Raw genomic sequence first — 25,304 nt, 5'->3', positions numbered from 1 at the left:
GGCACCCGCTATTACCCTGGGATCATGCGGCCCGTCACACGCATCACCGTCTGCGCGCTCACCATCGCCCTCAGCCCGGCCATGGTTGCGTGCGGCTCGACCCACGTCGTCAGCGTGACCAATCCCTCGTCGTCGAGCGCAGGCGTGGACCCGAACGCACCGGTCCCGGGTGCCAAGACCTTGGCCGACGACGCCCGCGCGGCATACCGCTCGGCGAAGTCGGCGCACGTCCACGCGACGATCGACCAGGACGGCGCCACGCAGACCATCGACATCCGCGGCACCATGGACGGCACCAACCAGGAGCTGTCCGTCAAGGACCCGAGCAGCGGCGACGCGACCCTGCGCACGGTGGACGACAAGTACTACATCAAGGGCAACCAGGACTTCTGGGAGTCGGCGACCAAGTCGAGCACGACCACCGCAGCACTGCTCGCTGACAAGTGGGTGCTTGCACCGCACCGCATGGGGTCGAGCAGCAGCGTCAGCAAGTTGACGATCCGCGCCCTGCTGGACGGGATGCTCGGCGACACCGCCCTGTCCGACAGCGAGCTGGCCGGCATGAAGACCAGCCGCGCCTCGGAGAACGGCACCGCCTTGTTCGTCGCAACGGGTGACGACTCGAATCACGACGTCAACACCTTCAAAGTGCTCGCCGACGACGGGAGCAATGTCGCCGAAGTCTCGGGCAAGTCCGACGACGGCTCCGACGGCACGGCGAAATTCGACGGCTGGAACACCCAGAGCCACGTCGACGTCCCCAAGGGTTACGTCACGTTCCCCGACTCGCCCTCTGCCCCAACGGGCACCAGCGCGCCCGGCCGCGACACCTGATCGGGTCGTAGCCCGCGGTTCGCGGAGTGTTCAATCAGTGTCTGCTCACGGTGTGTTCGTGATCCCTAGGTTCGGTATGCAACCGACCGAAGAGATGGGTTCATGTCCACACCTCTCGCGATCCGAATTCGCGCAGTCCGCAAGCACTTTGGCGACATCATCGCTCTCGACGACGTCGACCTCGACATCCCGACCGGTCAGATCCACGGCCTCGTCGGCCCGAACGGCGCAGGCAAGACAACGCTTCTCGGAATGCTGCTCGGCCTCACCGCACCCACTGCCGGCGAAGGCCAGATCCTCGACCACCAACTGGCGCGCACTCGGGCGGTCCCAGCCGGAGTCGCCGGCTTCCTGGACGGCCCTGGTCTCTATCCGACGCTGACCGCACGGCAGAACCTCACCTCCTCACTCGCGCTCTCAGGTGTCCGGAGCAACGACGACACCGTGGACGAGATGCTGGAGACCGTCGGACTGAGTAACGTTGCGCACGAACGGGTTCGGGGCTTCTCACTCGGCATGCGGCAACGCCTCGGCCTGGCAGCCGCCGTGCTCACGAAGCCACGCCTGCTCGTCCTCGACGAGCCGGCGAACGGTCTCGACCCGGCCGGTAAGCGGCAGGTCCACGACGTGCTCACCGATCTCGCCGCCCGTGGCACCACCGTCGTTCTCTCCAGTCACCGGATGGATGACGTCGAAGCGCTGTGCGACGAGGTCACGATCCTGATGTCCGGCCGAGTGGCGTTCACCGGCCCGCTGGCCAAGCTTGCCGCCGAAAACGACTCTCTCGACTACCGACTCGTCACGTCGGACCCCGCGAGCGCCCGGCGGATCGCCGCGGCGACACACGGCATACATCTTCGTGGCGCCGATGAGGGTATGGCGGCAGACCCCGCGCCGACCCGGCCACTCCTGCTCGCCGCGGCCACGCCGGCCCTGGACGAGCTGGTCTCCCGCCTGGCCCGTGGCGGCGTCGCGGTGCGCGAGCTCACGCCCGTTCTCTCGCCGCTCGAAGCCGCTTTCCTCACCTTGACAGACAGCTAGGAACTCACCCGATGACCGGGATCTCGATACGCTCCTCCGTCGCTACTCGATCACCTTCGGGTGGGGAGCCCGGCGCTACTCGTTCACCTTCGGGTGGGGAGCCCGGCGCTACTCGATCACCTTCAGGTGGGGAGCCCGGCGCTACTCGATCACCTATCAATTCGACCTCCACCGCCCGCGTCTACCGTTTCGAGCTGACGAAACTGTTGTCCCAATGGCGGATTCGTGTCCTGGTGGCTGCTTGCTGGATCGCACCTGCGCTCTTCGTCGCGGGGGTCAGCCAGCAGAGCAGCCTGCCGGTGGACACCCTCTTCGGACGTTGGATGCACGACACCGGTTGGGCAGGGGCACTGGTGACCCTCGGCTTCGCCGGCACCTGGGCCCTCCCGCTGCTGACGTCTGTCGTCGCGGGCGACATCTTCACGTCCGAGGACCGGCTCGGCACGTGGCGACATCTGCTCGTCGCCGTCCGTTCGCCGCGGCGCATCTTCGCGGCCAAGGCGTTGTCGAGCCTCACCGTGCTGGTCGCGATGGTCACTGGTCTGGCCGTCTCCAGCTCGGCCGCGGGTGTTCTCGTGGTCGGCAACAACCCCCTGATCGGCCTGGACGGCCACACGCTCTCGGCCGGTGACGCGGGCGGCCGTGTTGCCCTGGCCTGGCTGTGTGTCCTCGCGCCGACTCTCGCGCTGGCCGGGATCGGGCTGCTCGGCTCGGTGCTCTTCGGCCGGTCCCCGATGGGGTTGCTGCTGCCGGCCGTCGTGGCCTTCGCGATGCAACTCGCGGGGCTGCTGCCCCTGCCGGTGGCCGTGCGGCTGGCCTTGCCGGGCTCGGCATACAGCTCCTGGAACGGCCTGTTCACCGAGCCGGCCCAGCTCGGGCCGATCCTCACCGGTGTCGGCGTCAGCTTGGTGTGGGCGCTGGTCGCGACTGCCTTCGCGTATGCCGTTTTCGTCCGGCGCGACTTCAGTGGCACCGGCCACGACACGGCCGGTCGCCGGGCGATCACGGTCGGTCTCGCGCCGATCGCCGCTCTGCTGGTTGTCGGCACGCTCGCTGTTTCGCCATACGGCTCCATCAGCGGGAGCGGGATCACCCAGAACAAGGTGAACCGTTCTGTGGCAACGGCTTTCGCGCACCTATACCGGCTGCAGACGACGCAGCTGCACAACCCGGCGGTCACCGAGGCACAGCTCAGGACCTCGGCCTCCTGCAGCCGCGGCGGCGGGACGATCACCCCGGAAGGGGCCGGCAACGACTGGCGCTGTGTCGTCAGTTGGCACCTGCCCGGCAGCACAGCCGTCGGGCAAGCGATCTATCAGCTGGACCTGCACCCGGACGGCCGCTTCATGGCCGACGGTGACGGCCCCAAGCAGGTCAACGGCTATTTCCTCGTGCGCACCGCAGACGGCGATGCGCCCAATCCCCTGTGGCAGTTCGACGCCAATGTCGATCTGCTGTCCACCCACCCCTGAAAGGTATGTCCATGCAGGTAACACGACAGCGTCGCGCTGCCAAGGCACGCATCCTCGACCGTCGAAAATTCCGCATCGCCATCGCCGGAGCCGCGGTCCTGACCGTGGCGACCGGCGGGATCGCCGCGGCGTCCCCCTCCAGCCTCTTCGGAGACCACCAGGTCGGCGACGTCAACCAGAACGGTCAGTTGGTCTCGGACAACCAGTACATCAAGCCCGTCGGCGACCGGCTGCTGACCGAGGACGGCAAGTACATGGGCTCCACGGTGAGCCCGGACGGCCGGTATGTCGCGGCCACCAGCACCGACAAGAACGTCGTGCTGCAGATCGTCGACCTCTCGACATACAAGGTGATCTGGAAGGTCGGCAAGGCCGCCGGCGTCGACCAGAAGCTGACCGACGGCAGTGTCGGCCAGGAGGGCCCCACCTACTCGCCGGACGGCAAAGTCCTCTGGTTGCCTGAGACCAACGGGCTCACCCGCTTCCCGGTCAACACCGACGGCACCCTGGGCACCCCGACGACCGTGCCGCTGCCGAAGGTCAACGGCAACTCCGCGCTGCCGGGCAGGTCGGCCTACTCCGCGGACGGCAAGACGCTCTACGTCCCGGTCAACGGGCAGAACACCGTCGCCGCGCTGGACCCGAGCACGGGCGCGGTCACCAAGACCTGGAACGTCGGCATCGCACCGCGCGAGATATCCGTGGTCGGCGACAAGCTCTACGTCAGCAACGAGGGCGGCCGGCAGGCAGCCGCCGGCGACCAGACGATGACGTCATACGGCACGAACGTCCCGGCCGACGGCTACAAGGGCACCTCGACCAGCGGCACCCTGAGTGTCATCGACACCGCCGACGCCTCGGCGACACCCGCCACCATCAAGGTCGGCCTGCACCCGACCAACATCTACCGCTCCGGTTCGACGCTGTATGTCGCCAACACCAACAGCGACACCGTCTCGGTCGTGGACACCACCAAGAACAAGGTGGTGCAGACGATCAGCACCCAGCCGTGGGCCTCCTCGACGACGGGCTACGCACCGACCGGCATCACGCTGGTCGGCGACCGACTGCTCGTCAGCCTCGGTCGCGCCAACGCCGTTGCGGTGTATGGCGTCAGCAAGAACGCGCAGGACCCGGCCCGTTACATCGGCCTGCTGCCGACCGACTACTACCCGGCTGCCGTCGCGAACGTCGGCGGCAAGGTCGTCGTGACCAACACCCGCGGCGTCGACGCCCGGGGACCGGCCCTGACCTTCAACGCGGGCCCGGGCACGACACCTGCGACAGGGCACGGCACGCACAGCACCACCGGCTCGTTCACCCGCTTCACCCTGCCGAGCGACAAGCAGATCGGGAAATACACCGCGCAGGTCTACACGCAGAACGGCTGGGACAAGAACAACGTCAAGGAGGCGACGCAGGGCAAGGCCAAGGCGGTCGCCATCCCGAAGCGGATAGGCGACCCGTCGACGATCAAGCACGTCTTCCTGCTGGTCAAGGAGAACCGCTCCTACGACCAGGTGTATGGCGACATGTTGCAGGGCAACGGCGACGCGAGCCTGGCCCAGTTCGGTGCGAAGGCGACGCCGAACCAGCACGCGCTTGCCACGCAGTTCGGGCTCTACGACAACACCTACGACATCGGCACCAACTCGGCCGAGGGCCACAACTGGCTGATGCAGGGTGACAACCCGGAGTACACGGAGTCCAGCGCGGGCGAGTACGTGCGCAGCTACGACACCGAGGAGGACGTGCTCGGTCACCAGCGCTCGGGCTTCCTGTGGACGGCCGTGCAGGACGCCGGTATGTCGGCGCGCAACTACGGCGAGTTCGAGTACAACGAGGGCAAGCCCGCGAACGGCACCTGGCAGCAGTACTACTGCGCCGCCAAGTCGGTCGGCCAGGGCGGCGATCCCGCCCAGCTGACCACGCCGGATCTCAAGGGCAACTACGGCTCGGTCATCCCCTCGCTCAACGCCATCTCCAACCCGCTGTCCCCGCCGTTCGACCTCAGCATCCCGGACCAGTACCGCTACCAGATCTGGAAGCAGGAGTTCGAGAAGAAGGGCCCGTCCGGGCTCAACATGATGTGGCTGTCGAGCGACCACACCGGTGGCACCGCTGACCCGGAGGCGCAGGTCGCGGACAACGACCTCGCCGTCGGCAAGATCGTGGACACGATCTCGCACAGCAAGTACTGGAAGGACTCGGCGATCTTCGTGGTCGAGGACGACAGCCAGAACGGCGCCGACCACGTCGACGGACACCGTGCACCGGTCCAGGTCATCAGCCCCTGGGCCAAGCACGGTGTCGTTGACAACACGTACTACTCGCAGTTGAACATGGTCCGCACGATCGAGCAGATCCTCGGTGCCCAGCCGCTGAACCAGAAGCTGGCGGCTGCCACCCCGATGTTCGACGCGTTCCAGTCCAAGCCGGACACCAAGCCGTTCACCGCCGTGCCCAACCAGATCCCCCTGACCGAGGGTGTCGGCACCCCGCCGACGTGCGGCCTGGACACGCTGGGCAAGACGGGTGCGGCGGCCGCGAAGGTGAACGCCACCGCGGCCAAGAAGACCGCAGTGCCCGCCGCCGAGAAGGCCGTTGCGATGAAATGGCACAAGTGGAGCGAGAACCAGCGCTTCACCGGCCGGAACGCGCGTGCGGACTACGCGAACCCGGAGCAGATGAGCCGCTGGACCTGGTACCAGACCCACAACTGGACCAAGCCCTACCCGGGCGACAGCAAGATCTACGCGCCGAACGACGTACCCGGCGGCGCCATCCCCTCGGCCGCCGACGGCGACTGAGCAGCCGCACCACCACCAACCGAAGGCCCTGCCGACGCACGTCGGCAGGGCCCTCCAGGTGCTGGGCCGATTTGTCGTAAACCGCCCATCCTCACGTACTTTGGGGCCATGCGTACCGTCACCAAGATTTCCCAGCTGACCGTCGCCGCGGCGCTCGGCCTGTCCCTCGCCGCCTGCGGCTCCAGCTCCAGTTCCAGTGGCAGCACCTCCGCCGGAGGCGCCGGATCGTCCGCCAGCACGGCGAGCGGAGCGTCGTCCGCGCCCTCCGCCAGTCCGTCGTCCTCCTCCTCGTCCTCGTCCACTGCACCCGGCAGCGACCAGGCCGGTGCCCCCGACGCCAAATCGCTGGTGCACCAGGCCCGTTCGGCATACCGCGCGGCCAAGTCGGCGCACCTGCACGCGAGGATCAAGCAGGACACGAAGGTCGAGACCATCGACATCAAGGGCACCGTTGACGGCAGCAACCAGGACGCCACCATCTCGGAGACCGGTCAGGGGACCGCGGCCTTCCGCACTGTCTCGAACAAGACCTACATCAAGGCCGATCAGACGTTCTGGACCACTGCCGGCAAATTGACCAAGCCCGTCGCGGCGAAGGTCGCCGACAAGTGGGTGGTCGCCCCGCCTTCGACCAAGTCCCAGCTCTCCTCCATCACCATCAAGTACTTCCTCGACAGTGTCCTCGGCGAAAGCAACCTGAGTGACAGCGAGCTCGGCAAGTCGAAGACCAAGAAGTCCTCCTACAACGGCAAAGACGTCTACGTGATCACGGACGAGTCCCCCAACGGCGGCAGCCTGACCCTGGCGGGCGACACCAAGGACTTTCTGCGCCTGCTTCCGCCCGCGAACCAGAGCGACGAGGGTGCAGTGACCGCCGACGGCTGGAACCAGCAGCCGAGCGTGACCGCTCCGGCCGGCGCCATCGACCCCCAGTCGCTGAAGTAGCCCCTGGCGTATGACGAAAAGCGGCCCGGGTGAGCGTGTAGCTCACCCGGGCCGTGGTCTCGATACGCTCCCCCGCTCCGCTCCTCCGCTACTCGACCAACGAGTTGCTCAGACTTGGGCGAGCGCCGGATCATCTTCAGTGGCAGTCTCTTTCGCCAGCCTCTTGGCCAGCCCCTCACCCTCGACGTCGACCCGCGGCAGGATCTTGTCCAGCCACTTCGGCAGCCACCAGGCCTTGTCGCCGAGCAGGTACATGATCGCGGGGATCAGCGTCATCCGGACGACGAAGGCGTCGAAGAAGACCGCCGCCGCGAGCGCGAAGCCCATCGACTGGATGAGGCTGTTGCTCTGCAGCATGAACGCGGCGAAGACCGAGATCATGATGGTCGCGGCTGCAGCGACCACGCGGGCGCCGTGCCGGAAACCGTCGACGATCGAGGCACGGGCGTCTGCCCCGTGCACGTAGGCCTCGCGCATTCGGGTGACCAGGAAGACCTGATAGTCCATCGCCAGCCCGAAGACGATGCCGATCAGGATGATCGGCATGAAGCTGACGATCGGTTGCCCCTCGACGATCCCGAACAGGCCGTTCTGGAAGACCGCGACCGTCGCGCCGAGCGTCGCCAGCACCGAGAGCAGGAAGCCCAGGGTCGCGGTGAGCGGCACGAGGATCGACCGGAAGACGATCATCAGCAGGAGGAACGCCAGTCCGATGACGACCGCCAGGTATTTCGGCAGTGCGTTGGTCAACTGGGTGGACACGTCAGTCTGCACGGCGGTGGTGCCCGTGACGCCGACCGTGGCGCCGGTCTTGTTCTCGATGCTCGACTGACCGTCCCGCAGGTTGTTCAGCAGGTCCAGCGTCGACTGGTCGTCGGCGCCGCTCTTGGGCGTGATGAGGATCTGCGCGCCGGACTTGTCCTTGTTGACCGCGATGATCTGAGCGTTGACCACGTCCTGCTGACTGCCGGCCCAGCCCATCACTTGACCGTATGCCGCCATACGCGCCTGGTCGCCGGAGATCTTGCTGCCGTCGACGACTGTCAGCAGCGGAGCCTGCCGACCAGCGCCGAACGACTCGGTGATCATGTCGGCGGCCTTGCGCTGCGTCGTCGAGGACGCCGCAGTCGAGTCGCTCGGCAGGGCGAGGTGCAGGTTCTTCATCGGCAGCGCGAGACCGCCCAGAACCACGATCACCAGGCCGACGATGATGGCCGGCTTCTTGCCGAGCAGGTTGGCCCAACGCACACCGTTGTTCGTGGTCTTGCCATCGGCGGCGACCTTGTCGTGGCGCTTGCGCAGCTGAGCGCCGAACGCCTTCGACTTGAGCATGCCGAGCACGGCCGGCAGCAGGGTCAGCGCGACACAGACCGCGAAGAACACGGAGCCAGCGGCGGCCAGACCCATCGAGGTCAGGAACGGTATGCCGACCACGGACAGGGCGCACAGTGCGATGAGCACGGTCAGGCCCGCGAAAACAACTGCGCTGCCTGCCTTTCCGACTGCGAGGCCGGCGGCGTGCGCCCGGTCATCGGTTTCTCGAAGCTCAGTTCGATAGCGCGCCAGGATGAAGAGCGTGTAGTCGATGCCGACGGCGAGGCCGATCATCGTGGCAAGGATCGGCGTGGTGGTGCCGATCGTGGTGAATCCGGTCGCGAACTGGATCGCCAGCTCGCCCATCAGCACGCCGACACCGGCGGAGATGATCGGCATACCGGCTGCGACCAGCGACCCGAAGGTGATGAACAGGACGAACGCGGCGACGATGATGCCGAGCAGCTCGCTGCTGCCGCCGGTGCTGGGCATCGCCTGCATGCCGGACCCGTTGGCCTCCGCCTGTAGGCCGTCGGCGCGGGCACCCTTGAGCGCCTGGAGCACGTCATCCTGCGTGCTCGCCTTGACGTCGGCCACCGTGGCGACCTTGAAGTTCCAGCTGATCGTCCCGGTGCGGCCGTCCGCCGACAGTGGCGAGACCGCCTGAGCGTTCTTCTTCGCGGTGGCCTGCTGCTGCGGGCTCTTGCCGGCCTTGGCCAGCACCTGGTTGGTCTGTGCCTTCGCAGCGACGACCGGGTTGACCGGCTGCGCCTTGGCATCGGTCGGCATCTGCGGGACCTTCTTCAGGTCCGTGATCAGCGCATTGACCGCGTTCTTGTACTTGGTCTCTCGCAGCGTGTGACCCTGCGGCGCGGAGACGACGACCGTCGCGGCCGCCTCGTCCTGCACGTCGCCGGTGCCGGGAAAGAGCTTCTGCTGCATCGATTGAGCCTGCAGCGAGGGGATGCCCGGGATGCTGAATTTGTCGACCATCGGCTTGCTGACGCCGATCGCGAGTGCGCCGAAACCGACGAGCACGATCGCCCAGGCGGCGATGAACATCGGCCACCGGCGATAGGCCGTGTGGCCGAGTCGATAGAGAAGGGAAGCCATGGAGATCCTTCGAATTGGGGTGGGGAGAAGCCGCTTGTGGGGTGTCAGCCGAAGATCCGGCGCACCGTCTTGAGGTTGTCCAGGAAGATGTCCGCAATCTCACGGACGTCGCCGCTGCTGAACTGATGCAGCGAGATCTTGAAGGTCACTGCGAGCACACCGAGGAGAACGTGGTGCTCGGGATCGGCCGCCGGCCGTCCGGAGCGTCGGGCGAGCAGCTCGATGAGCGCTTCGGCGAAGCCCTCGAAGTCCTGCTGGGCCGCGATGATCAGCTTGGGGTTGGCCGTGAAGCAGCGTTGGCCGATGAGCCAGTCGTCCCGCTCCAGCGGAACCTCGGTGCTGGCCCGCAGCACACCCAGCACGAGTGCCGCCACGTCGTCGACGAACTCCCCCGTAGGGCCGCCTGCGAGAAACGTGTCGATGTCGTCCTGAGTCAGCTGCGGGCCACCACCGAGGGTGGCCTCGAGCTTGCCGTCGAAATAGTTGAACAGCGTGCGTCGCGAGACGCCCGCTCGCTCGGCGAGCTCGTCGAGCGTGAACTCGTCATACCCCTTGTCGGCCGCGAGTTCGCGGGCCGCTCGGGTGATGGCGTATGTCGTCCGCGCCCGCTTCGCGGACATCGGCACCGCGATGCGCAAGCGCGGTGCCGAGTTCGTCGAAGACGTGTGGAGCATGCGACAAGTTTTGCCCTTTTGGCTTATAAAGTGCAAATCGAGACGGTGTGATGTGCGACTCGCTTGGCAAGCTGTATGGCGCTCGAGCGACGCGCGGACAACGAACGCTGCAGCCGCTGCTCCAGGAACCAACCCTGTGCGCCGAGGCTGACGCCGAGATAGACCATGATCGTGGCTGACTCGAATCCGCTGTATCCATGCGGTGTTTCGCCGAAGGCGAGCGGCCCGGCAAAGGCGGTCACCGCGTGCCCGGCGAGTGCGACCAGCCACCAGCCGATCGTGACCGGCGTCCCGCGTCGCATCCAGGTGCCGTCGTTCTCGCGCCATACCTGCACCGAACGTGCCCGGGGCAATGCGATGACGGCCGCGATGATGAGTCCGGCGATCACGCCGACGATCTCACCCGGTGACACCTTGTGGTCCTGCAGGAAGTTCGCCGCGTTGATGACCCCCAGTGCACCCAGGATGAGCGGCAGCTTCACCAGGTTGTCCTTGACGCGTTGCACCCGTAGCTGCCGATAGAAGATGAGCGCGACGACGAGGAGGACTTCGAGGACGACGGTTGTGTTCATGGGTTCAACTCTCGCCGCGTATGACGCACGAGGCATCGACCCCAGGGTGGAGACCGGGTGGAGATCACCACGGAACTACGCCTTCGTCATCGAAGAAGCCGCCCGGCCGGGAACCAGTCGATCGCGCGGGGTCGCGTCTCTCGTCCGCTCCGCGACACCGTTCGACGTCGTGACCAATCACGTGCGCCTCGGCGCGGATGAACTCACCCGGCTGGCGGACTATGTCGCCGACAACGGGGTCGCCGCGAGCTCTGCCGGGCCGATCCCCGAGGACACCGGACGCGGCCCCGCAGTGCCAACCTGTGGGTCCGCAGCGACGCAGCGTCCGGTGGCCGAACTCGCCGCTGTCCACGCCGAATCGGGCGCCGGGCGCCCGGCCGGCAAGGTCGTCGTGATCGCTCCGTGACGTGGGTTCGTTGGACGCCTTGCCCGTGAGCAGGTTGGATGGGTGCTGACAGCGGGCGCCATACGGGGCCCTGGACGACAGAGGAGGGAACGTATGTCGACGCCCACAGGTGGCTCATGGAACAACGATCAGCAGGGGCAGGGTGGCCAGTCGGGCCAGGGTGCTCCGCAGAGCGGCCAGGGTTACCAGGGACAGAGCCTGGGTCAGGGTTTCGGCCAGCAGAACCAGCCGGCCTATGACCAGCAGCAGGCGCCGGGTTATGGCGAGCCCGCTCCGCAGGGCTACGGCCAGCAGGCTCCGCAGGGCTACGGCCAACCCGGTGACCAGCCGCAGCAGGCCGACCAGGGCCAGCACGGCGGCTTCGCCGGTCACGCGCAGCAGGTCGGCCAGCAGTTCGGCGCCGACGCCGGCCAGGTCGTGTCGGGTGCGGGCGAAGGTGTCGGCGACCTGTTCTCCGACCTGCAGTTCAAGAAGTCGCTGACCGAGAAGATCGCCAGCCTGACCTTCCTGGGTGTGATCATCTGGGCGGTCCTGAACTTCATCAGCAACCTGATCTACAACTTCGGCAGCGAAGACTTCGGTGGCACCAGCGTCAAGCACATGAGCACCTTCTCCGGGATCGTGCACACGATCACGGACCTGGTGTGGCTGATCGTGATCGTCGCGATCGTCCGCCTGGCGCTCGAGCTCGCGATCAACGTCGCGCGCATCGCGACCCGCAACAAGGACTGAGCGCCTCCGTCATACACAAGGAGCGGCCGCACCCGTCATGGGTGCGGCCGCTCCTTCGTGGTGCGGTCACGCAGGCGTCCCGCCCTCCTCGTATGGCGCGAGCACTGCGGCCAGCGCACGGCAGGTCGGGGTCGGCACACCGGCCGCCTCGCCCATGGTGACCACCCCGCCGCCCAGCCACGGCAGCTCCAGCTTGTTGCCGTGCATCAGGTCGTGGTGCATCGACGAACTCATCTGTGCCGGAAGGGTGTCGACGAAATCCAGCTGCTGATCGACGTAGTCCGCGGGCAGCGCGACCCCACGCGCGTGTGCCACCGCGACGGTCTCGGTCATCAGGTCACGCAGCAGGCGACGCGTCGAGTCATGCGCTCGCAGCACGCCGATCGGTTGTCGCGCAGCACTGGTCGCCGACGACAGCGCGACCAGGAAGACGAACTTGCGCCATACAGCTGCCTCGATGTCGTCGCTCACCTCGACCTCGACGCCCGCGTCATCGAGAGCCCCCTGCAGAGCATCGACCGTCTTGCTGCGGGCGCCGCCATACGCACCGACGACGATCCTGGCCAGCGACCCGTTGTGCCGTATGGCGCCTGGCGACTCGATGGCCGCGGAGATGTAACAGACACCGCCGAGAACTTCGGTGTCCGGCAGGTGGGCGCGCAGCAGCTCGTCCTTCTGCACGCCGTTCTGCAGTGACAGGACCGCTCGGGGCCGGCTCGGCAGCTCCGCGAGTTGTCGGGCGACGTTCTCGGTCTCGCCGAGCTTCACCGCGATCAGCACGAGGTCGACGTCGCCGATCGCCCGGATGTCGTCAGTGGCGCTCACCTCGGCCAGCCGAAGTGGGTGCGCATCGCTGAGCACGGTCAGGCCTCCTTCGCGCAGCGCCGCGAGCTGCCGGCCGCGCGCGATGAAGCGCACGTCGTGGCCCGCCGCCGCCAGCTGCCCGCCGAAATAGCCGCCGACTCCGCCGGCCCCGATGACTGCGATCCGCATTTCTTCCTCTTTCGGCGCTCGGAACTTTCCCCTGCAACAACCGCCGTCCCGGTGACGTCATTCCGGGGGCGCACGAGTTCGTGCTACAACAGGACTGAACATTTTCGAACGTTGGACTGCGAACGTTTCAAATTCTGCGAACGGAGGCGCGATGGAGCGCACAACGGGGAAACTGGCCGACGGCCGCCAGATCCTTTGGTATGACGCCGACGGCACCTCCCGGACCGCGGCGACCGACAAGCGAGACCTGCCCACGACCGTGACCGGGTCGGAACTCCGCCTGGATCCGCTGACCGGCGAGTGGATCGCGGTGGCGTCGCACCGGCAGAGCCGCACCTACATGCCGCCGGCCGACGAATGCCCGTTGTGCCCGTCGCGCGACCACCTGTCGGAGGTACCGTCCTCCGAGTACCAGGTCGTTGCCTTCGAAAACCGTTTCCCGTCATACGAATTGAGCGCCGAGGCGCCGGAGACGAGGACCGAGGGCCTCGAGCAAGTGCGCGCCGGACGCGGTCGCTGCGAAGTCGTGTGCTTCACCAGTGACCACAATTCCTCGTTCGCCGAGCTCACTCCGCAGCAGGCGCGGCTGGTCGTGGACACCTGGGCCGACCGCACCACCGACCTGAACGCGATGGACGGGATCGAGCACGTCTTTCCGTTCGAGAACCGCGGTCAGGAGATCGGCGTCACCCTGCAGCACCCGCACGGCCAGATCTACGGCTACCCCTTCGTGCCGCCCCGTGCCACGACCGAGCTGGAGCACGCGCAGGCCTATTTCGATGAGCACGGCAGCAGCCTTTTCGGCGGCATCATCGCCAGCGAATCCGCAGCAGGCACAAGGATTATCGCGGAGAACGACGAGTGGCTCGCGTTCGTGCCGTTCGCCGCGCGCTGGCCGATCGAGGTGCACTTCTACCCCAAGCGCCAGGTGCCCGACCTGCCCGCGCTGGACGACGCGGGCCGCGATGGGTTCGTGCCGGTCTATCTCGACGTGCTGCAGCGTTTCGACCGGTTGTATGACGAACCGACCCCCTACATCGCGGCCTGGCAGCAGGCGCCGGCCTCGTCCTACCGGGATGTCGCGTGGCTGCACCTGGAGCTCTATTCGATCCGCCGCGCGGAGGGCAAGGTCAAGTTCCTCGCCGGGTCCGAGTCCGGTCAGGGGGCGTTCGTCAACGACGGGCTGCCCGAGAGCGTCGCGCAGCGTCTGCGCGAGGTGAAGTGATGGGTTCGGCACGTGCCGACGGGGTGATTCGGACGCCGGATCCGGTCGACTTCGATGCACTCGTCGCCCGCTTCCGCTCGCTGTATGACGCAGAGCCCGACGGTGTCTGGGCGGCGCCGGGACGGGTCAACATCATCGGCGAACACACCGACTACAACGGCGGATTCGTGCTTCCGATCGCGCTGGCGCAGCACACGGTGGCCGCGGTCCGGAGGCGCAACGACACCGTGGTGCGCATCGCGTCGGCGTCGATCAACGACGGCGCCGTGGTCACTCTCGACCTCACCGACGTCACCGAAGGTGGCGACTACGGCTGGGCGGCATACATCGTGGGTGTGGGGTGGTCCGCCGGGCAGCGCGACCTGCCGGTGACCGGCCTCGACATCGCGCTGGACTCCAATGTCCCTGTGGGTGCTGGCCTTTCGTCATCCGCAGCGTTGTCCTGTGTGACCGCGCGCGCCTGGTCGGACCTGCTCGACTGGCAGCTCGACAACGAGACGGTCGCCGACCTGGGCCGCGACGCCGAGAACAAGATCGCCGGCGCCCCGACCGGCCTGATGGACCAGCTGGCGTCGGTGTGCGGCCAGGAGTCGCACGCGATGCAGATCGACACCCGCGCGGTGACCATCACCCAACTCCGCTTCGACCTACCTGCGGCCGGTCTGTCGCTGCTCGCCATCGACTCGCACACGGAGCACTCGCACGCCGACGGCGAGTATGCCGAGCGCCGCCGGTCCTCCCAGGAAGCCGCGCTGCGCCTGGGCGTTCGCGAGTTGCGCGACGTGCCGCTGGAGAGCCTGGCCACCACACTCGACAAGCTCCCGCCGCTGCTGCGCCGCCGCGCCCGGCACGTGGTCACCGACTCCGCGCGGGTCGAGCAGACCGCGGCGATTCTTCTCGCAGGTGACGACCTGCGACGAATCGGCCCGCTGCTCAACGACTCTCACGCCTCGATGCGTGACGACTACGAGATCACCGCACCGAGTGTCGACGCGCTGCAGGAGGCGGCCGTTGCCGCCGGCGCGCACGGTGCCCGGATGACCGGCGGCGGCTTCGGCGGCTGTGTGATCGCGCTGGTGGACCAGCAGGACGCCGCGGCGGTCGCGGACGCCTGCGTCGCGGCGGCGGCCCGTGGCGGCTTCCCGACCCCGACCGTCTTCGAGGCGGTCGCCAGTGGAGGTGCTGCCCGGATCCGGTGACGTAGGGTCACCGAGTGACGTATTCAGTGTGCTTCGTGTGCTCGGGAAACATCTGTCGCTCCCCGATGGGCGAGGTGATTCTGCGCTCGATGCTCGACAAGGCCGGTCTCGGCGACCAGGTTGTGGTGGATTCCGCCGGCATCGGCGACTGGCACGTCGGACAGGGTGCGGACCCCCGCACGCTCGCCGCCCTCAGCCGCGGCGGGTATGACGGAAGCGCGCACCGGGCACGCCAGCTCGAGGCGTCATACCTCGAGAAGCGCGACCTCATCCTGGCCGCCGACCGCGGGCACCTGCACGACCTGCTGCAACTCGGCGAGGGCCTGCAGGTGACCAACGCGGAGACGCGGCTGGTGCGCGAGTTCGACGCGGACGCGATGGCCGCCGGGGAGCTTGAGCTGGACGACCCCTATTTCGGCAATGCCACCGACTTCGACCGGTGCCGCGACCAGGTCGAAGCGGCGTGCCGTGGCCTGGTCGCGGAGCTGCAGGATGAGTTGCCGGTCAGCTGACCGGCAACTCGCAGCGGGCGACGTCGGTCGCCCAGCTCAGAATCTCCAGCTCGTCCTCATCGTCGTCGGCGGCAGCCGGGCAATGCGGCGTCGTGAGGAAGTGGAGTGCGGAGACGATCACCAGGCAGCGCGGGTCGGTGCGCAACTGCGCCAACCGCTCGGCGGTCAGGCCGGGCTCGGCCAACTCCTCGATGTGCGCGTCAACGATCGCCTCGGCGATGTCCAGGTGCAGATGAGTCGCGACGCCGGCAACGCCCGGAGCACGCAACCTTGCGTCGACGACATGCAGCAACCACCGCAGCGCATCGATCTCGCCGATCATCGCCTTGGCTGCCTCACGGGATGCCCGGAATGCGATCGAGTCGCGCAGACTCCCTGTCATCTGTGGACACCTCCCCGCCCTCTCGTCGTTCATGCGGACACGGTAAGTCGGCTGCTGTGCCGGCAGGGGCAGGTTGACAAAACCTTGAAAAGGAATTGAACAACCTCACGAAATCCTGATCGTTTCATCGCCATACCTTGCTTCGGACGTCATACGGCGAAGGGGATGCCTAAGCTCGGACAATGAGCGAACGAACAACGTCCTGGCCCGCCGGCACGCCGTGCTGGGTCGACTGCGCCTTCGAGCCGGCCCACCGCGGGATGCACCACGCGCAGGACTTCTACGAGAAGCTCTTCGGCTGGGACGTTCAGCGCGACGACGAGCACGCCGATTACCGCGTATGCCGCAAGGATGACCAGCCGGTCGCCGGTCTCGAGCACAAGAACGCCAACTCCGACGCGCCGCCGTTCTGGACCACCTACTTCGCCACGGACGACATCGCTGCCACCTGCGAAGCAGTGACCGCGGCCGGCGGCCGTGTCCTCACCGAGGTCATCGACATCGCGGGCGTCGGGCGTTCGGCCTATTGCGCCGACCCGACCGGCGCTTTCTTCGGGCTGTGGCAGGGCACCGGCCTGATCGGTTTCGGCCTGGTCAACGAACCCGGCTCGGTCGTCTGGAACGACCTGATGACACGTGACCTGGCGGGCTCGAAAGCGTTCTACACCAAGGTATTCGGCTTCACGTATGACGACCGTGGGGGCGCCTACGCGATCGCCAAACTGTCCACCGGGGAGACCGTTTGCGGCATACACCAGGCGGAGCAATTGCCGGACGACGCGCCGCCGTCCTGGCTGGTGCATTTCGCGGTCGCCGACCGGGACTCCTCGGCACAAATCGCCCAGGAACTGGGCGCGTCGATCCTGATGACGATGGACACGCCGTTCGGCCCGGAGGCACTCCTGCAGGGCAAGCACGGTGAGATCTTCGCCGTCATCGCGATGGACGACACGACCTCCGACTGACCGCCGGGTCCGGTCGCTCGGCCGCTCTGGGACAATCGGCGCATGCGTTCGCTTGCTGATGCCAACCCGCCCATCGCGCTCGGCGCCCTGGACGGGCGATACCGGGCCGCCGTCGCCCCCTTGGTCGACCACCTCTCCGAGGCCGCGCTCAACCGCGAGCGGGTGCACGTCGAGGTCGAGTGGCTGATCCACCTGACCTCCAACGACGCGGTCCCGGGTGTTCGTCGGTTGACCGATGGTGAGATCGCCGAGTTGCGCGACATACCAGCGCAGTTCGACACTGCGGACATCGCCGAGCTGGCCGACATCGAGCGCGAGACCGTGCACGACGTCAAGGCGGTCGAGTACTACCTGAAGCGCCGGCTGCCGCAGATCGTCGGCGATGACGATGCGGCCGGGCTGGCCGAGCTGGTTCACTTCGGCTGCACCAGCGAGGACGTCAACAACCTGTCCTACGCACTGATGGTGCAGGGCGCGACCCGGCAGGTGTGGTCACCTCGCGCTACGGCGCTGGTCGACCAGATCGCCACCATGGCAACCGAACTGGCCGATGTCCCGCTGCTGGCACACACCCATGGGCAGCCGGCGACACCGACCACGATGGGCAAGGAGCTGGCGGTCCTCGCCCACCGACTGCGCCGTCAGCTGCGCCGGATCGCGAGCGCGGAATACCTCGGCAAGCTCAACGGCGCGACCGGCACGTATGGCGCACACGTCGCCGCGGTGCCCGAGACCGACTGGGTGACGCTGTCCCGCACCTTCGTGGAATCCCTTGGCCTGCAATGGAATCCGCTGACCACCCAGATCGAGAGCCACGACTGGCAGGCCGAGGTCTACAGCGACATCGCCCGCTTCAACTCGATCCTGCACAACCTGGCGACCGACGTGTGGACCTACATCTCGATGGGCTACTTCGCGCAGTCCCGCGGCCAGGGCACGGTCGGGTCGAGCACGATGCCACACAAGGTCAACCCGATCCGCTTCGAGAACGCCGAGGCCAACCTCGAAGTCAGCAACGGCCTGCTCGACGTGCTCGCCCGCACGCTCGTCACGTCGCGGATGCAGCGCGACCTGACCGACTCCTCGATGCAGCGCAACATCGGCACGGCATACGGGCACTCGCTGTTGGCCATCGACAACGTCACCCGCGGCCTCGCCGGGCTCGACGCGTCGCCGGAGCGGATGGCGGCCGACCTCGACGCCAACTGGGAGGTGCTCGGCGAGCCGATCCAGTCCGCGATGCGAGCCCTCGGTGCCCAGGGCGTGCCGGGGATGGAGCAGCCCTACGAGCGGCTCAAGGAGCTCACCCGTGGCCGCCGGATCAGCGAGGCCGACCTGCGCGAGTTCGTGCGCGGGCTCGGCCTGCCTGCCGAGGTCGAGCAGCGGTTCCTCACCATGACTCCCGCGACGTATGTCGGCCTGGCCCCGCAATTGGTGAAGTTCCTGCACGAGGACTGAGCGCGGAGCCGCGGCGCGGACACGGACAGGCTCTGTGCCCTGCACAAAGTGCGCCGGTCCTGCAGCACCATCTGCAGGCCCACGGACGCGTCGCTCCGCCATACTCAACAAGGACCAGCAGGACGTGCGCCCCACCGCACCTGCTGCAGGACCGCAGATCCACAACCCCGCACCACACCACCGCGGCCCGCGCAAAGTGCGCCGACTCTCCCGCACCATCTGCAGGCCCGGACCAAGGCGACTCCACCGATTCCCGCCTGAGACCCTTGACCAACTTCTGACGAAATCCTGACTGCGCGGTCACCTGCCGGCCGAGTCCAGCAGCTACTACCACGAATACACCGTGATCACGCCAGGTGCGCCCACCCGCGGCACCCGGTGGATCATCACCGGCGGCACCCCGCTGACCAGCCCGCCGAACTGGTACTACACGGGCGATCACTACGCATCCTTCTGGCAAGATCACCGGCGTCAACTGACCGTCTCACGCGTGCGTAGGTCGACCCAGTGTCTACCCACGCACGCCTTCTGACGTCATACCCGCGCGGACCTCGACACTGGGGAGACGTATGCGCGCCGACCCGGGGAGCGGAATACCCCCATGGGGTATTGTGTTGCCTATCGCGAGAAGCGGTTTCGCTCCGGCAACCGACTCGGGCAGCAACCTTTGGAGGAACGTATGGCGGGCTACACCGGCACGAAGGACGACTACCTCAAGCGACTTCGGCGCATCGAAGGACAGGTGCGCGGCATACAGCGCATGGTCGAGGAGGACACCTACTGCATCGACGTGCTGACCCAGGTCAGCGCGGTCACCAAGGCGTTGCAGACGGTCAGTCTCGGGCTGCTCGAGGACCATGTCGGCCATTGCGTGGTGGACGCCGCACGCGAGTCCGACGAGGCGGCTGCCACGAAGGTGCGCGAAGCATCCGATGCGATCGCCCGCCTGGTGCGCAGCTGAAACCGCCATCCCGAACCACGAAGGAGAACCCCATGACTCAGACCGACATCACCGTGCACGGCATGACCTGCGGACACTGCGTGGCCGCAGTCACCGAAGAGCTCAAGACGATCGACGGTGTGCGCGAGGTGCAGATCGACCTGCACGAAGGCGGCGACTCACCGGTGCACATCACCAGCGAAAGTGACCTCAACCCGCAGGCGATCGCCGACGCGGTCGACGAAGCGGGCTACGAGCTGGTCGGCTGACCGGTCAGATGCTGACCGCGCCGGCGGCGCTGTGGAACTGCACCGACATCAGGCCCGGGTTGCCGTGCAGTGCGGCGAAGTCGAACTTGATGTCCGGCTCCCACTCCTCGCGGTCCACGCCCGGCTCACCGACCAGGCCGAGCCATTCGCGAACTCGGTCAGGGGATCCGGCGATCTGCAGGCCGGTCAGCGCGGTGGTTGACGCACCCTCGGTGGACGGGTGGTCCTGACCCTCGGGCCATTCGATGAAGAACGGCACCTGCGGGTCGGCCATCAGGCCGCGTATGCCGATCTGCTTCCAGCAGATCTCCACACCATCGGGACGGTGCCGATTGCCAGGGACTGCGCTACGACCGAGCAGCCGCTCAGCAATCGACATGTCCTCGACCTCGACGACCCAACCGAGCCAGCCGCCACCGGCGGCGGAGCACGCACGAACGGCCTGGCCGAACGGCGCCTTGTCGGATGCCGGGTGGTCGAGCACCTCGACGACCTCGATGAATCGGCGATCGGTCAGCGGGATGATTGAGTTGCGGGTGCCGAAGCGCGGGTGCAACCCGCCGTCGACCGGCTCCACCCCCAGCAGTGCCCCGAGACGCTTGGCGGTCGCGATCATTCCGTCGGGCTCTGCGGCAAAAACCAGATGATCAACTCGCATGAACCGATGGTGCCACTGTGCGCTCGGCCGGTTGACAGCGGGTCCGCGCCGCAGCCGTCGCGCGCGCCATACCAGCCGGTATGACGAAACCCTCCCGACCACCAGTGATGTCAGCGCTGCCGAACGGCTTCGTAGAGAACGATGGCCGCCGACGTCGCGACGTTGAGCGAATTTGCCTTGCCACTCATAGGGATTCGGATGAGCATGTCCGCCGCTGCGAGCGCTTCGTCGGTCAGGCCTTCCTTTTCGGTGCCGACCGCGATCGCCACCGGACCGGTGAGATCCACGTCCGTGTGCAGGCTGGTCGCCGCCGGCGTCGCAGCGACCACCTTGATGCCGCGTTCGTTCGCCCAGGCGAAGGTCTCCGCAGTTGTCGCTGTCGCGACAGGCACCGAGAAGACGGTGCCCTTCGAGCTACGAACGACATTGGGATTGCCCCAATCGGTCACCGGGTTCGACGCGACGACCGCGTCCACGCCGGCTGCGTCCGCCGTCCGCAGCATCGCACCGAGATTGCCCGGCTTCTCGACACCTTCGGCGATCAGCACCAACGGCCGGTCCGGCAATGTCAGCTCCCGCGGCGTCACACCCACCGACGGCACCACGGCAAGGAACCCGTCGGCCCCCTCGCGGTAGGCGACCTTCTCGAATGCCTGGCGGCTCAACCGGATCACTTCGGCTCCCGCACCTCGCGCTTGCCGCACGACCTCGTGCTGCGCGCGCGGGTCGGCCATCAGGTCGTCGCAGATGTAGAGCTCGTCCGGCCGGACACCCGCGTCGAGGGCGAGAGCCAGCTCGTCATACCCCTCCAGCAGCGTGCGGCCGGTTTCCTCACGGCGACGGCGACGACGCAGGCCGACCAGCCCTTTCAGTCGCGGGTTGGCCGCCGAGGTGATCTTCTGCTCGGGCACGTCAGACCAGCTGCCGAAGTATGACGGCAGCGCCCGCCTCGTCGATGGACAGCGTCACCTCGTCGGCGACGGCCTTGACCTCGTCCGGCGCCTGCCCCATCGCGACACCGCGGGCCGCCCAGCGCAGCATCTCCAGGTCGTTGGTGTGGTCACCGATGGCCACGGTGTCGGCCGGCTCGATGTGCAGCTCCCGACGGACCTGTTCCAGCGCAGACGCCTTGGAGACGCCTTCGGGGTTGATGTCGAGCCAGGCGGTGTAACCGACGGCGTAGTTGACGCCGTGCAGGCCGAGCCGATCGACCAGCTCGACGAAGTCCTCGGCGGTGCCGCTGGGCGAGCGGAAGGTGAGCCGCGTGGTGGGCTCGGCGCCGAGCTCCTCCCAGGGCAGGACCTTCGTGGGTCCGACGATCTCGTCCTCGGGGAACGGTGCGCTGACCTTGGTGCCGACACCTGGCTCTTCGACACCCACCACGGCATCCGGCCAGGAATTCTTGAGGACTTGCAGCACGGGGGCCGCGTCGAACGTGACCGTGTCGATGATCTCCCAGCCGGTGCCGTGCAGCCGAGCGGTCACGGCGCCGTTGGAGGTCACCGCGAATCCGTCGGTGAGAGAAAGGGATTCGATCACCGAAACGGCGCCCAGGATGCTGCGGCCGGTCGCGATCACGACGTGGTGACCGGCATCCGCGACCGCGCGCACCGCATCACGCACCTCGTCGTCCAGCCGGCCGTCGTACTGCAACAACGTGCCGTCGATGTCCAGTGCCACCAGTTTCTTTCGCACGGCTTCAGCCTATGGGGCAGGGTTCCGATACGGGCTCGCACCTCGCCCTACCCAACCCGCATGTCGCGACCGTCACCGCGTCGCGGGACGGAGATCGTTTGTAGGCTCGCTCCCATGTCGACCGCCACCGCCATCACTGCAGAGGACGTGGACGGTTATCGGCAGGAGTTGATCGCCTACTGTTACCGCTTCTTCGGCACGTATGCCGATGCGGAGGACGCCGTGCAGGAGACGGTGCTTCGCGCGTGGCAGCACCGCGACCGATTCCGGGCCGAGGCGTCCCTGCGCACCTGGCTCTACTCGATCGCCACCAACGCCTGTCTCGACATGCGCAAGGCGCCGTCGCGCCGGGCGCTGCCGATGGATCTGAGTGCGCCCGGCGAGGTTCCCGGGAGTGGCGCGACCCTGCCGACGCTGCCGGCCGAATCGTGGATCGGCCCGTTGCCGGGGCAGCAGGTGGCGGCACCGGACGATCCGCAGCAGGCTGCGGAGCTGCGCGACTCGTTGCGACTTGCCTTCATCGCCACCCTGCAGACGTTGCCGCCGTTGCAACGTGTCGTCTTCATCCTGCGCGAGACGTTGTCGTGGTCGGCGGCGGAGTGCGCCGAGTTGCTGAACACCACTGTCGCCTCGGTCAATTCGGCACTGACCCGGGCTCGTCGGAGCATCGGCAGCCGCCATTCCGCCGCGCCGGTCCGCACCGAGGGCGATGTGCGGGTGGCGGAGGCCTACGTGTCGGCGTTCGAGCGGTATGACGTCGACGAACTCGTCCAATTGCTTTCTGCCGAGGCCGTTTTCAGCATGCCGCCGTTCGAGCTGTGGCTGCGTGGGCGCCCCGCCATACAGGAGTGGTGGTCGGGTCCCGGTGCGATCTGCCGCGGGTCCCGCGTCATACCGACGACCGCGAACGGGTGTCCTGCCGTCGCGGTCTTCCACCCACGCGACGACGGGACCTTCGGCGCGTTCGCCATACATGTGCTGGAGATCGTGGCGGGCGAAATCGCGGCCATCACGCACTTCATGGGTGCGGAAGTCTTCGCCGACTTCGGACTCCCGGCAGAACTTTCTTCGCACGGACCGCTCAGTTCCTGAGGGCCGCGTCGTCCAACCCTTCGACAACACACCACGAACGCAGGAGCACATCATGAGCCGCAAGGTCACCGCACACCTCTTCCACTCGGTCAACGGCGTGGTCGAGGCGCCCAACCTCTTCCAGTTCGATTCCTTCGGCGCGGAGGAGGGCGAAGCGATGGGCAAGTCGATCGCCCCGGTCACCGACATGGTCCTCGGGCGCGCATTGTGGGAGGAGTGGTCGCAGTACTGGCCGGGCAACGACGATCCGTTCGGCAGCTTCATCAACCCGCTGCGCAAGCACGTCGTGTCATCGACACTGTCGGGTGAGCTGCCCTGGAACAGCACGCTGATCGACGGCGACCCGGTCGACTACGTCAAGTCGTTGCGGGACAACGGCGCCGAGGGCGACATCTCTATCGGTGGCGGCATCAAGACCGTTCGGTCGCTCTTCACCGCCGGTGTCGTCGACGCGCTGACGCTCACCACGCACCCGGTCGTGACGCCGGACGGCGCGCGACTCTTCGACGAGACCGTGCCGCTCACCCGCCTGCAGCTGGTCGACTCACAGATCACGCCGGCGGGGAACGCCATACTGACCTACTCGCTGCGCGACTGATGGTGTGCGGAGCGGGTTTCGATACGCTCCTCCGCTGCGCTCCCCCGCTACTCAACCAGCTTGGGGCGGGCGTATGACGTCCGTGCCGAGGAACGGCTGCAGCGCGGCCGGCACGTGGATCGATCCGTCGGCCTGCTGGTGGTTCTCCAGCAGGGCGACGATCGGCCGGGTGTCGGTCAGCATGGTGCCGTTGAGCGTGGCGACAAATTCGGTCTTGCCGCCCTCACCGCGCTGGCGGATGTTGAGCCGACGGGCCTGGTACGTCGTGCAATTGGACGTCGATGTCAGCTCGCGGTACTTACCCTGCGTCGGCACCCACGCCTCACAGTCGTACTTGCGCGCGGCCGATCCGCCGAGGTCACCGGCGGCCACGTCGATCACCCGGTAGGGCAGCTCGAGGTCGTCCAGCAACCGGCGCTCGATGCGCAGCAGGTTCTGGTGCTCGGCAACCGCCTGCTCCGGGTCACACAGCACGAACATCTCGGTCTTGGTGAACTGGTGCACCCGGAAGATGCCCTTGGTGTCCTTGCCGTAGGACCCGGCCTCGCGGCGGTAACAGGTCGAGGTCGCGGTGTAACGCAGCGGACCGTTCGAGAGGTCGATGATCTCGTCGGTGTGGTAACCGGCGATCGCCACTTCGCTGGTGCCGGTCAGGTAGAGATCGGCCGACTCCAGGTGGTAGACGTCCTCGTGCGCGTCCAGGTAGCCGGTGCCACCCATCGTGGCCGGGCTGACCAGGGTCGGCACGATGAGCGGGGTGAAGCCCTCCTCGGCGGCGATGCTCTGGGCGTAGGCCATCAACGCGTTCGAGAGCCGCGCGCCGGCACCCTTGAGGAAGTAGAAGCGCGAGCCACTGACCTTTGCGCCGCGCTCCATGTCGATCGCGCCGAGTTTCTCGCCGAGTGCCAGGTGGTCCAGCGGCTCGAAATCGAACTCGCGAGGCTTCCCGACCGTCTCCAGGGTCTCGAAGTTGTCCTCCCCACCGGCCGGCACACCGTCGATGACGATGTTGTCCAGCTCGCGCAGGAGTGCGGTGAAGTCCTTGTCCTCCTGGTCCGCGGTCGCCTCGCGTTGCTTGACCTGCGCGGACAGCTCGGTCGCCTGGGCACGGGCGTCGTCGGCTTCCTTCGCGAGTATGTCGACATCCGCCGAACCGGCCTTGCGCGCAGCATTCAGCTTGCCCATCGCGGCACCGACCGACTTGCTGACGGTCTTCTGCTGGGAGCGCAGACTCTCGAACTCGTTGATCGAGGAGCGGCGCTTCTCGTCGGCTGCCAGGACCTGGTCGACCAGGGTCTCGTCGGCGCCGCGGGCACGTTGGCTCGCACGCACGAGGTCGGGGTTGTCGCGCACTAGCTTGATGTCGATCACGACAGGCAGGCTACGCGGCGCACCACCGGCGCGT

General features: G+C 67.2%; 26 protein-coding genes. 17 read left to right on the top strand and 9 right to left on the bottom strand.

Annotation, left to right across the window (positions count from 1 at the left end; all coding sequences use genetic code 11):
- Window positions 1-24 precede the first annotated feature (24 nt).
- From ACFQDH_RS06720 to ACFQDH_RS06700, 5 genes are all read left to right on the top strand, one after another.
- Window positions 25-834: a hypothetical protein gene (locus ACFQDH_RS06720; RefSeq protein ID WP_382399682.1), complete on the top strand. Its 810-nt coding sequence runs from the start codon at window positions 25-27 to the stop codon at window positions 832-834.
- Between the two features lie 102 nt (window positions 835-936).
- A complete protein-coding gene (locus ACFQDH_RS06715; protein ID WP_382399680.1) occupies window positions 937-1,875 on the top strand; it encodes an ABC transporter ATP-binding protein in 939 nt (312 codons plus the stop codon).
- A 233-nt stretch (window positions 1,876-2,108) separates the two neighbouring features.
- Window positions 2,109-3,347, top strand: a complete 1,239-nt coding sequence (locus ACFQDH_RS06710) for an ABC transporter permease (RefSeq protein WP_382399678.1) — start codon at window positions 2,109-2,111, stop codon at window positions 3,345-3,347.
- Between the two features lie 11 nt (window positions 3,348-3,358).
- On the top strand, window positions 3,359-6,157 hold the full coding sequence (locus tag ACFQDH_RS06705; protein WP_382399676.1) for an alkaline phosphatase family protein: 2,799 nt from the start codon (window positions 3,359-3,361) through the stop codon (window positions 6,155-6,157).
- A 108-nt stretch (window positions 6,158-6,265) separates the two neighbouring features.
- The gene (locus ACFQDH_RS06700; RefSeq protein WP_382399674.1) at window positions 6,266-7,102 is read left to right on the top strand and encodes a hypothetical protein; all 837 of its coding nucleotides are present in this window, start codon (window positions 6,266-6,268) and stop codon (window positions 7,100-7,102) included.
- Between the two features lie 108 nt (window positions 7,103-7,210).
- Here ACFQDH_RS06700 and ACFQDH_RS06695 read toward each other — a convergent pair whose 3' ends face one another.
- Genes ACFQDH_RS06695 through ACFQDH_RS06685 form a run of 3 tightly spaced genes read right to left on the bottom strand, consistent with a single transcriptional unit; the run spans window position 7,211 to window position 10,775 of the window.
- Entirely contained in the window at window positions 7,211-9,529 is a 2,319-nt protein-coding gene (locus ACFQDH_RS06695; protein WP_382399672.1) for an MMPL family transporter, read from the bottom strand.
- A gap of 44 nt (window positions 9,530-9,573) precedes the next feature.
- Window positions 9,574-10,203: a TetR/AcrR family transcriptional regulator gene (locus ACFQDH_RS06690; protein ID WP_382399670.1), complete on the bottom strand. Its 630-nt coding sequence runs from the start codon at window positions 10,201-10,203 to the stop codon at window positions 9,574-9,576.
- A gap of 23 nt (window positions 10,204-10,226) precedes the next feature.
- Window positions 10,227-10,775, bottom strand: a complete 549-nt coding sequence (locus ACFQDH_RS06685; RefSeq protein WP_382399668.1) for a hypothetical protein — start codon at window positions 10,773-10,775, stop codon at window positions 10,227-10,229.
- Here ACFQDH_RS06685 and ACFQDH_RS06680 point away from each other — a divergent pair.
- Complete coding sequence (locus ACFQDH_RS06680) at window positions 10,774-11,181, top strand: hypothetical protein (RefSeq protein ID WP_382399666.1); 408 nt, start codon at window positions 10,774-10,776, stop codon at window positions 11,179-11,181. The genes ACFQDH_RS06685 and ACFQDH_RS06680 overlap by 2 nt on opposite strands.
- A 93-nt stretch (window positions 11,182-11,274) precedes the next feature.
- Complete coding sequence (locus tag ACFQDH_RS06675; protein ID WP_382399664.1) at window positions 11,275-11,913, top strand: DUF4282 domain-containing protein; 639 nt, start codon at window positions 11,275-11,277, stop codon at window positions 11,911-11,913.
- Between the two features lie 66 nt (window positions 11,914-11,979).
- On the opposite strand, the gene ACFQDH_RS06670 is transcribed toward ACFQDH_RS06675, so the two are convergent.
- Window positions 11,980-12,906 carry a 2-dehydropantoate 2-reductase gene (locus ACFQDH_RS06670; protein ID WP_382399662.1) on the bottom strand — a complete coding sequence of 309 codons (927 nt, stop codon included), beginning with the start codon at window positions 12,904-12,906 and terminating at the stop codon, window positions 11,980-11,982.
- A gap of 151 nt (window positions 12,907-13,057) precedes the next feature.
- Here ACFQDH_RS06670 and galT point away from each other — a divergent pair, with 151 nt between their 5' ends.
- From galT to ACFQDH_RS06655, 3 genes are read left to right on the top strand one after another with little or no spacing between them, the layout of a single operon-like run.
- Window positions 13,058-14,131: a galactose-1-phosphate uridylyltransferase gene (galT, locus tag ACFQDH_RS06665; protein WP_382399660.1), complete on the top strand. Its 1,074-nt coding sequence runs from the start codon at window positions 13,058-13,060 to the stop codon at window positions 14,129-14,131.
- Window positions 14,131-15,330, top strand: coding sequence for a galactokinase (gene galK, locus ACFQDH_RS06660; protein WP_382399658.1), 1,200 nt, complete (start codon window positions 14,131-14,133; stop codon window positions 15,328-15,330). The genes galT and galK overlap by 1 nt, the downstream gene beginning before the upstream one ends.
- A gap of 14 nt (window positions 15,331-15,344) precedes the next feature.
- Window positions 15,345-15,842 carry a low molecular weight protein-tyrosine-phosphatase gene (locus ACFQDH_RS06655; RefSeq protein WP_382399656.1) on the top strand — a complete coding sequence of 166 codons (498 nt, stop codon included), beginning with the start codon at window positions 15,345-15,347 and terminating at the stop codon, window positions 15,840-15,842.
- Here ACFQDH_RS06655 and ACFQDH_RS06650 read toward each other — a convergent pair.
- Window positions 15,835-16,224, bottom strand: a complete 390-nt coding sequence (locus ACFQDH_RS06650) for a hypothetical protein (protein WP_382399654.1) — start codon at window positions 16,222-16,224, stop codon at window positions 15,835-15,837. The two genes, ACFQDH_RS06655 and ACFQDH_RS06650, sit on opposite strands and share 8 nt — an antisense overlap.
- A 182-nt stretch (window positions 16,225-16,406) precedes the next feature.
- On the opposite strand from ACFQDH_RS06650, the gene ACFQDH_RS06645 reads away from it, so the two are divergent.
- From ACFQDH_RS06645 to ACFQDH_RS06625, 5 genes are all read left to right on the top strand, one after another.
- Complete coding sequence (locus ACFQDH_RS06645) at window positions 16,407-17,189, top strand: VOC family protein (RefSeq protein ID WP_382399652.1); 783 nt, start codon at window positions 16,407-16,409, stop codon at window positions 17,187-17,189.
- Window positions 17,190-17,231: 42 nt separating this feature from the next.
- On the top strand, window positions 17,232-18,647 hold the full coding sequence (purB, locus tag ACFQDH_RS06640) for an adenylosuccinate lyase (protein ID WP_382399650.1): 1,416 nt from the start codon (window positions 17,232-17,234) through the stop codon (window positions 18,645-18,647).
- Between the two features lie 292 nt (window positions 18,648-18,939).
- Complete coding sequence (locus ACFQDH_RS06635) at window positions 18,940-19,179, top strand: ribonuclease domain-containing protein (protein ID WP_382404821.1); 240 nt, start codon at window positions 18,940-18,942, stop codon at window positions 19,177-19,179.
- 147 nt (window positions 19,180-19,326) lie between these two features.
- Window positions 19,327-19,608: a metal-sensitive transcriptional regulator gene (locus ACFQDH_RS06630; protein WP_382404820.1), complete on the top strand. Its 282-nt coding sequence runs from the start codon at window positions 19,327-19,329 to the stop codon at window positions 19,606-19,608.
- Window positions 19,609-19,640: 32 nt separating this feature from the next.
- Complete coding sequence (locus ACFQDH_RS06625; RefSeq protein WP_382399648.1) at window positions 19,641-19,856, top strand: heavy-metal-associated domain-containing protein; 216 nt, start codon at window positions 19,641-19,643, stop codon at window positions 19,854-19,856.
- Window positions 19,857-19,860: 4 nt separating this feature from the next.
- On the opposite strand, the gene ACFQDH_RS06620 is transcribed toward ACFQDH_RS06625, so the two are convergent.
- The 3 genes from ACFQDH_RS06620 to ACFQDH_RS06610 all read right to left on the bottom strand — a co-directional run bounded on the left by ACFQDH_RS06620 (window position 19,861) and on the right by ACFQDH_RS06610 (window position 22,209).
- Complete coding sequence (locus ACFQDH_RS06620; RefSeq protein ID WP_382399646.1) at window positions 19,861-20,514, bottom strand: VOC family protein; 654 nt, start codon at window positions 20,512-20,514, stop codon at window positions 19,861-19,863.
- Between the two features lie 110 nt (window positions 20,515-20,624).
- Window positions 20,625-21,425, bottom strand: coding sequence for a TrmH family RNA methyltransferase (locus tag ACFQDH_RS06615; RefSeq protein WP_382399644.1), 801 nt, complete (start codon window positions 21,423-21,425; stop codon window positions 20,625-20,627).
- A 1-nt stretch (window position 21,426) separates the two neighbouring features.
- Window positions 21,427-22,209, bottom strand: coding sequence for an HAD family hydrolase (locus ACFQDH_RS06610; protein WP_382399642.1), 783 nt, complete (start codon window positions 22,207-22,209; stop codon window positions 21,427-21,429).
- Window positions 22,210-22,323: 114 nt separating this feature from the next.
- On the opposite strand from ACFQDH_RS06610, the gene ACFQDH_RS06605 reads away from it, so the two are divergent.
- Together ACFQDH_RS06605 and ACFQDH_RS06600 are read left to right on the top strand one after the other, a co-directional pair.
- Window positions 22,324-23,301, top strand: coding sequence for an RNA polymerase subunit sigma-70 (locus ACFQDH_RS06605; RefSeq protein ID WP_382399640.1), 978 nt, complete (start codon window positions 22,324-22,326; stop codon window positions 23,299-23,301).
- Window positions 23,302-23,353: 52 nt separating this feature from the next.
- Entirely contained in the window at window positions 23,354-23,899 is a 546-nt protein-coding gene (locus tag ACFQDH_RS06600; RefSeq protein ID WP_382399638.1) for a dihydrofolate reductase family protein, read from the top strand.
- A 51-nt stretch (window positions 23,900-23,950) separates the two neighbouring features.
- On the opposite strand, the gene serS is transcribed toward ACFQDH_RS06600, so the two are convergent.
- Entirely contained in the window at window positions 23,951-25,270 is a 1,320-nt protein-coding gene (gene serS, locus ACFQDH_RS06595) for a serine--tRNA ligase (RefSeq protein ID WP_382399636.1), read from the bottom strand.
- Window positions 25,271-25,304: the final 34 nt, after the last annotated feature.

The sequence above is a fragment of the Flexivirga alba genome (assembly GCF_042661025.1).
Lineage (GTDB): Bacteria > Actinomycetota > Actinomycetes > Actinomycetales > Dermatophilaceae > Flexivirga > Flexivirga alba.
Note: the sequence above shows the minus strand (reverse complement) of the source record. Positions and strands in the feature narration are given on the sequence as shown.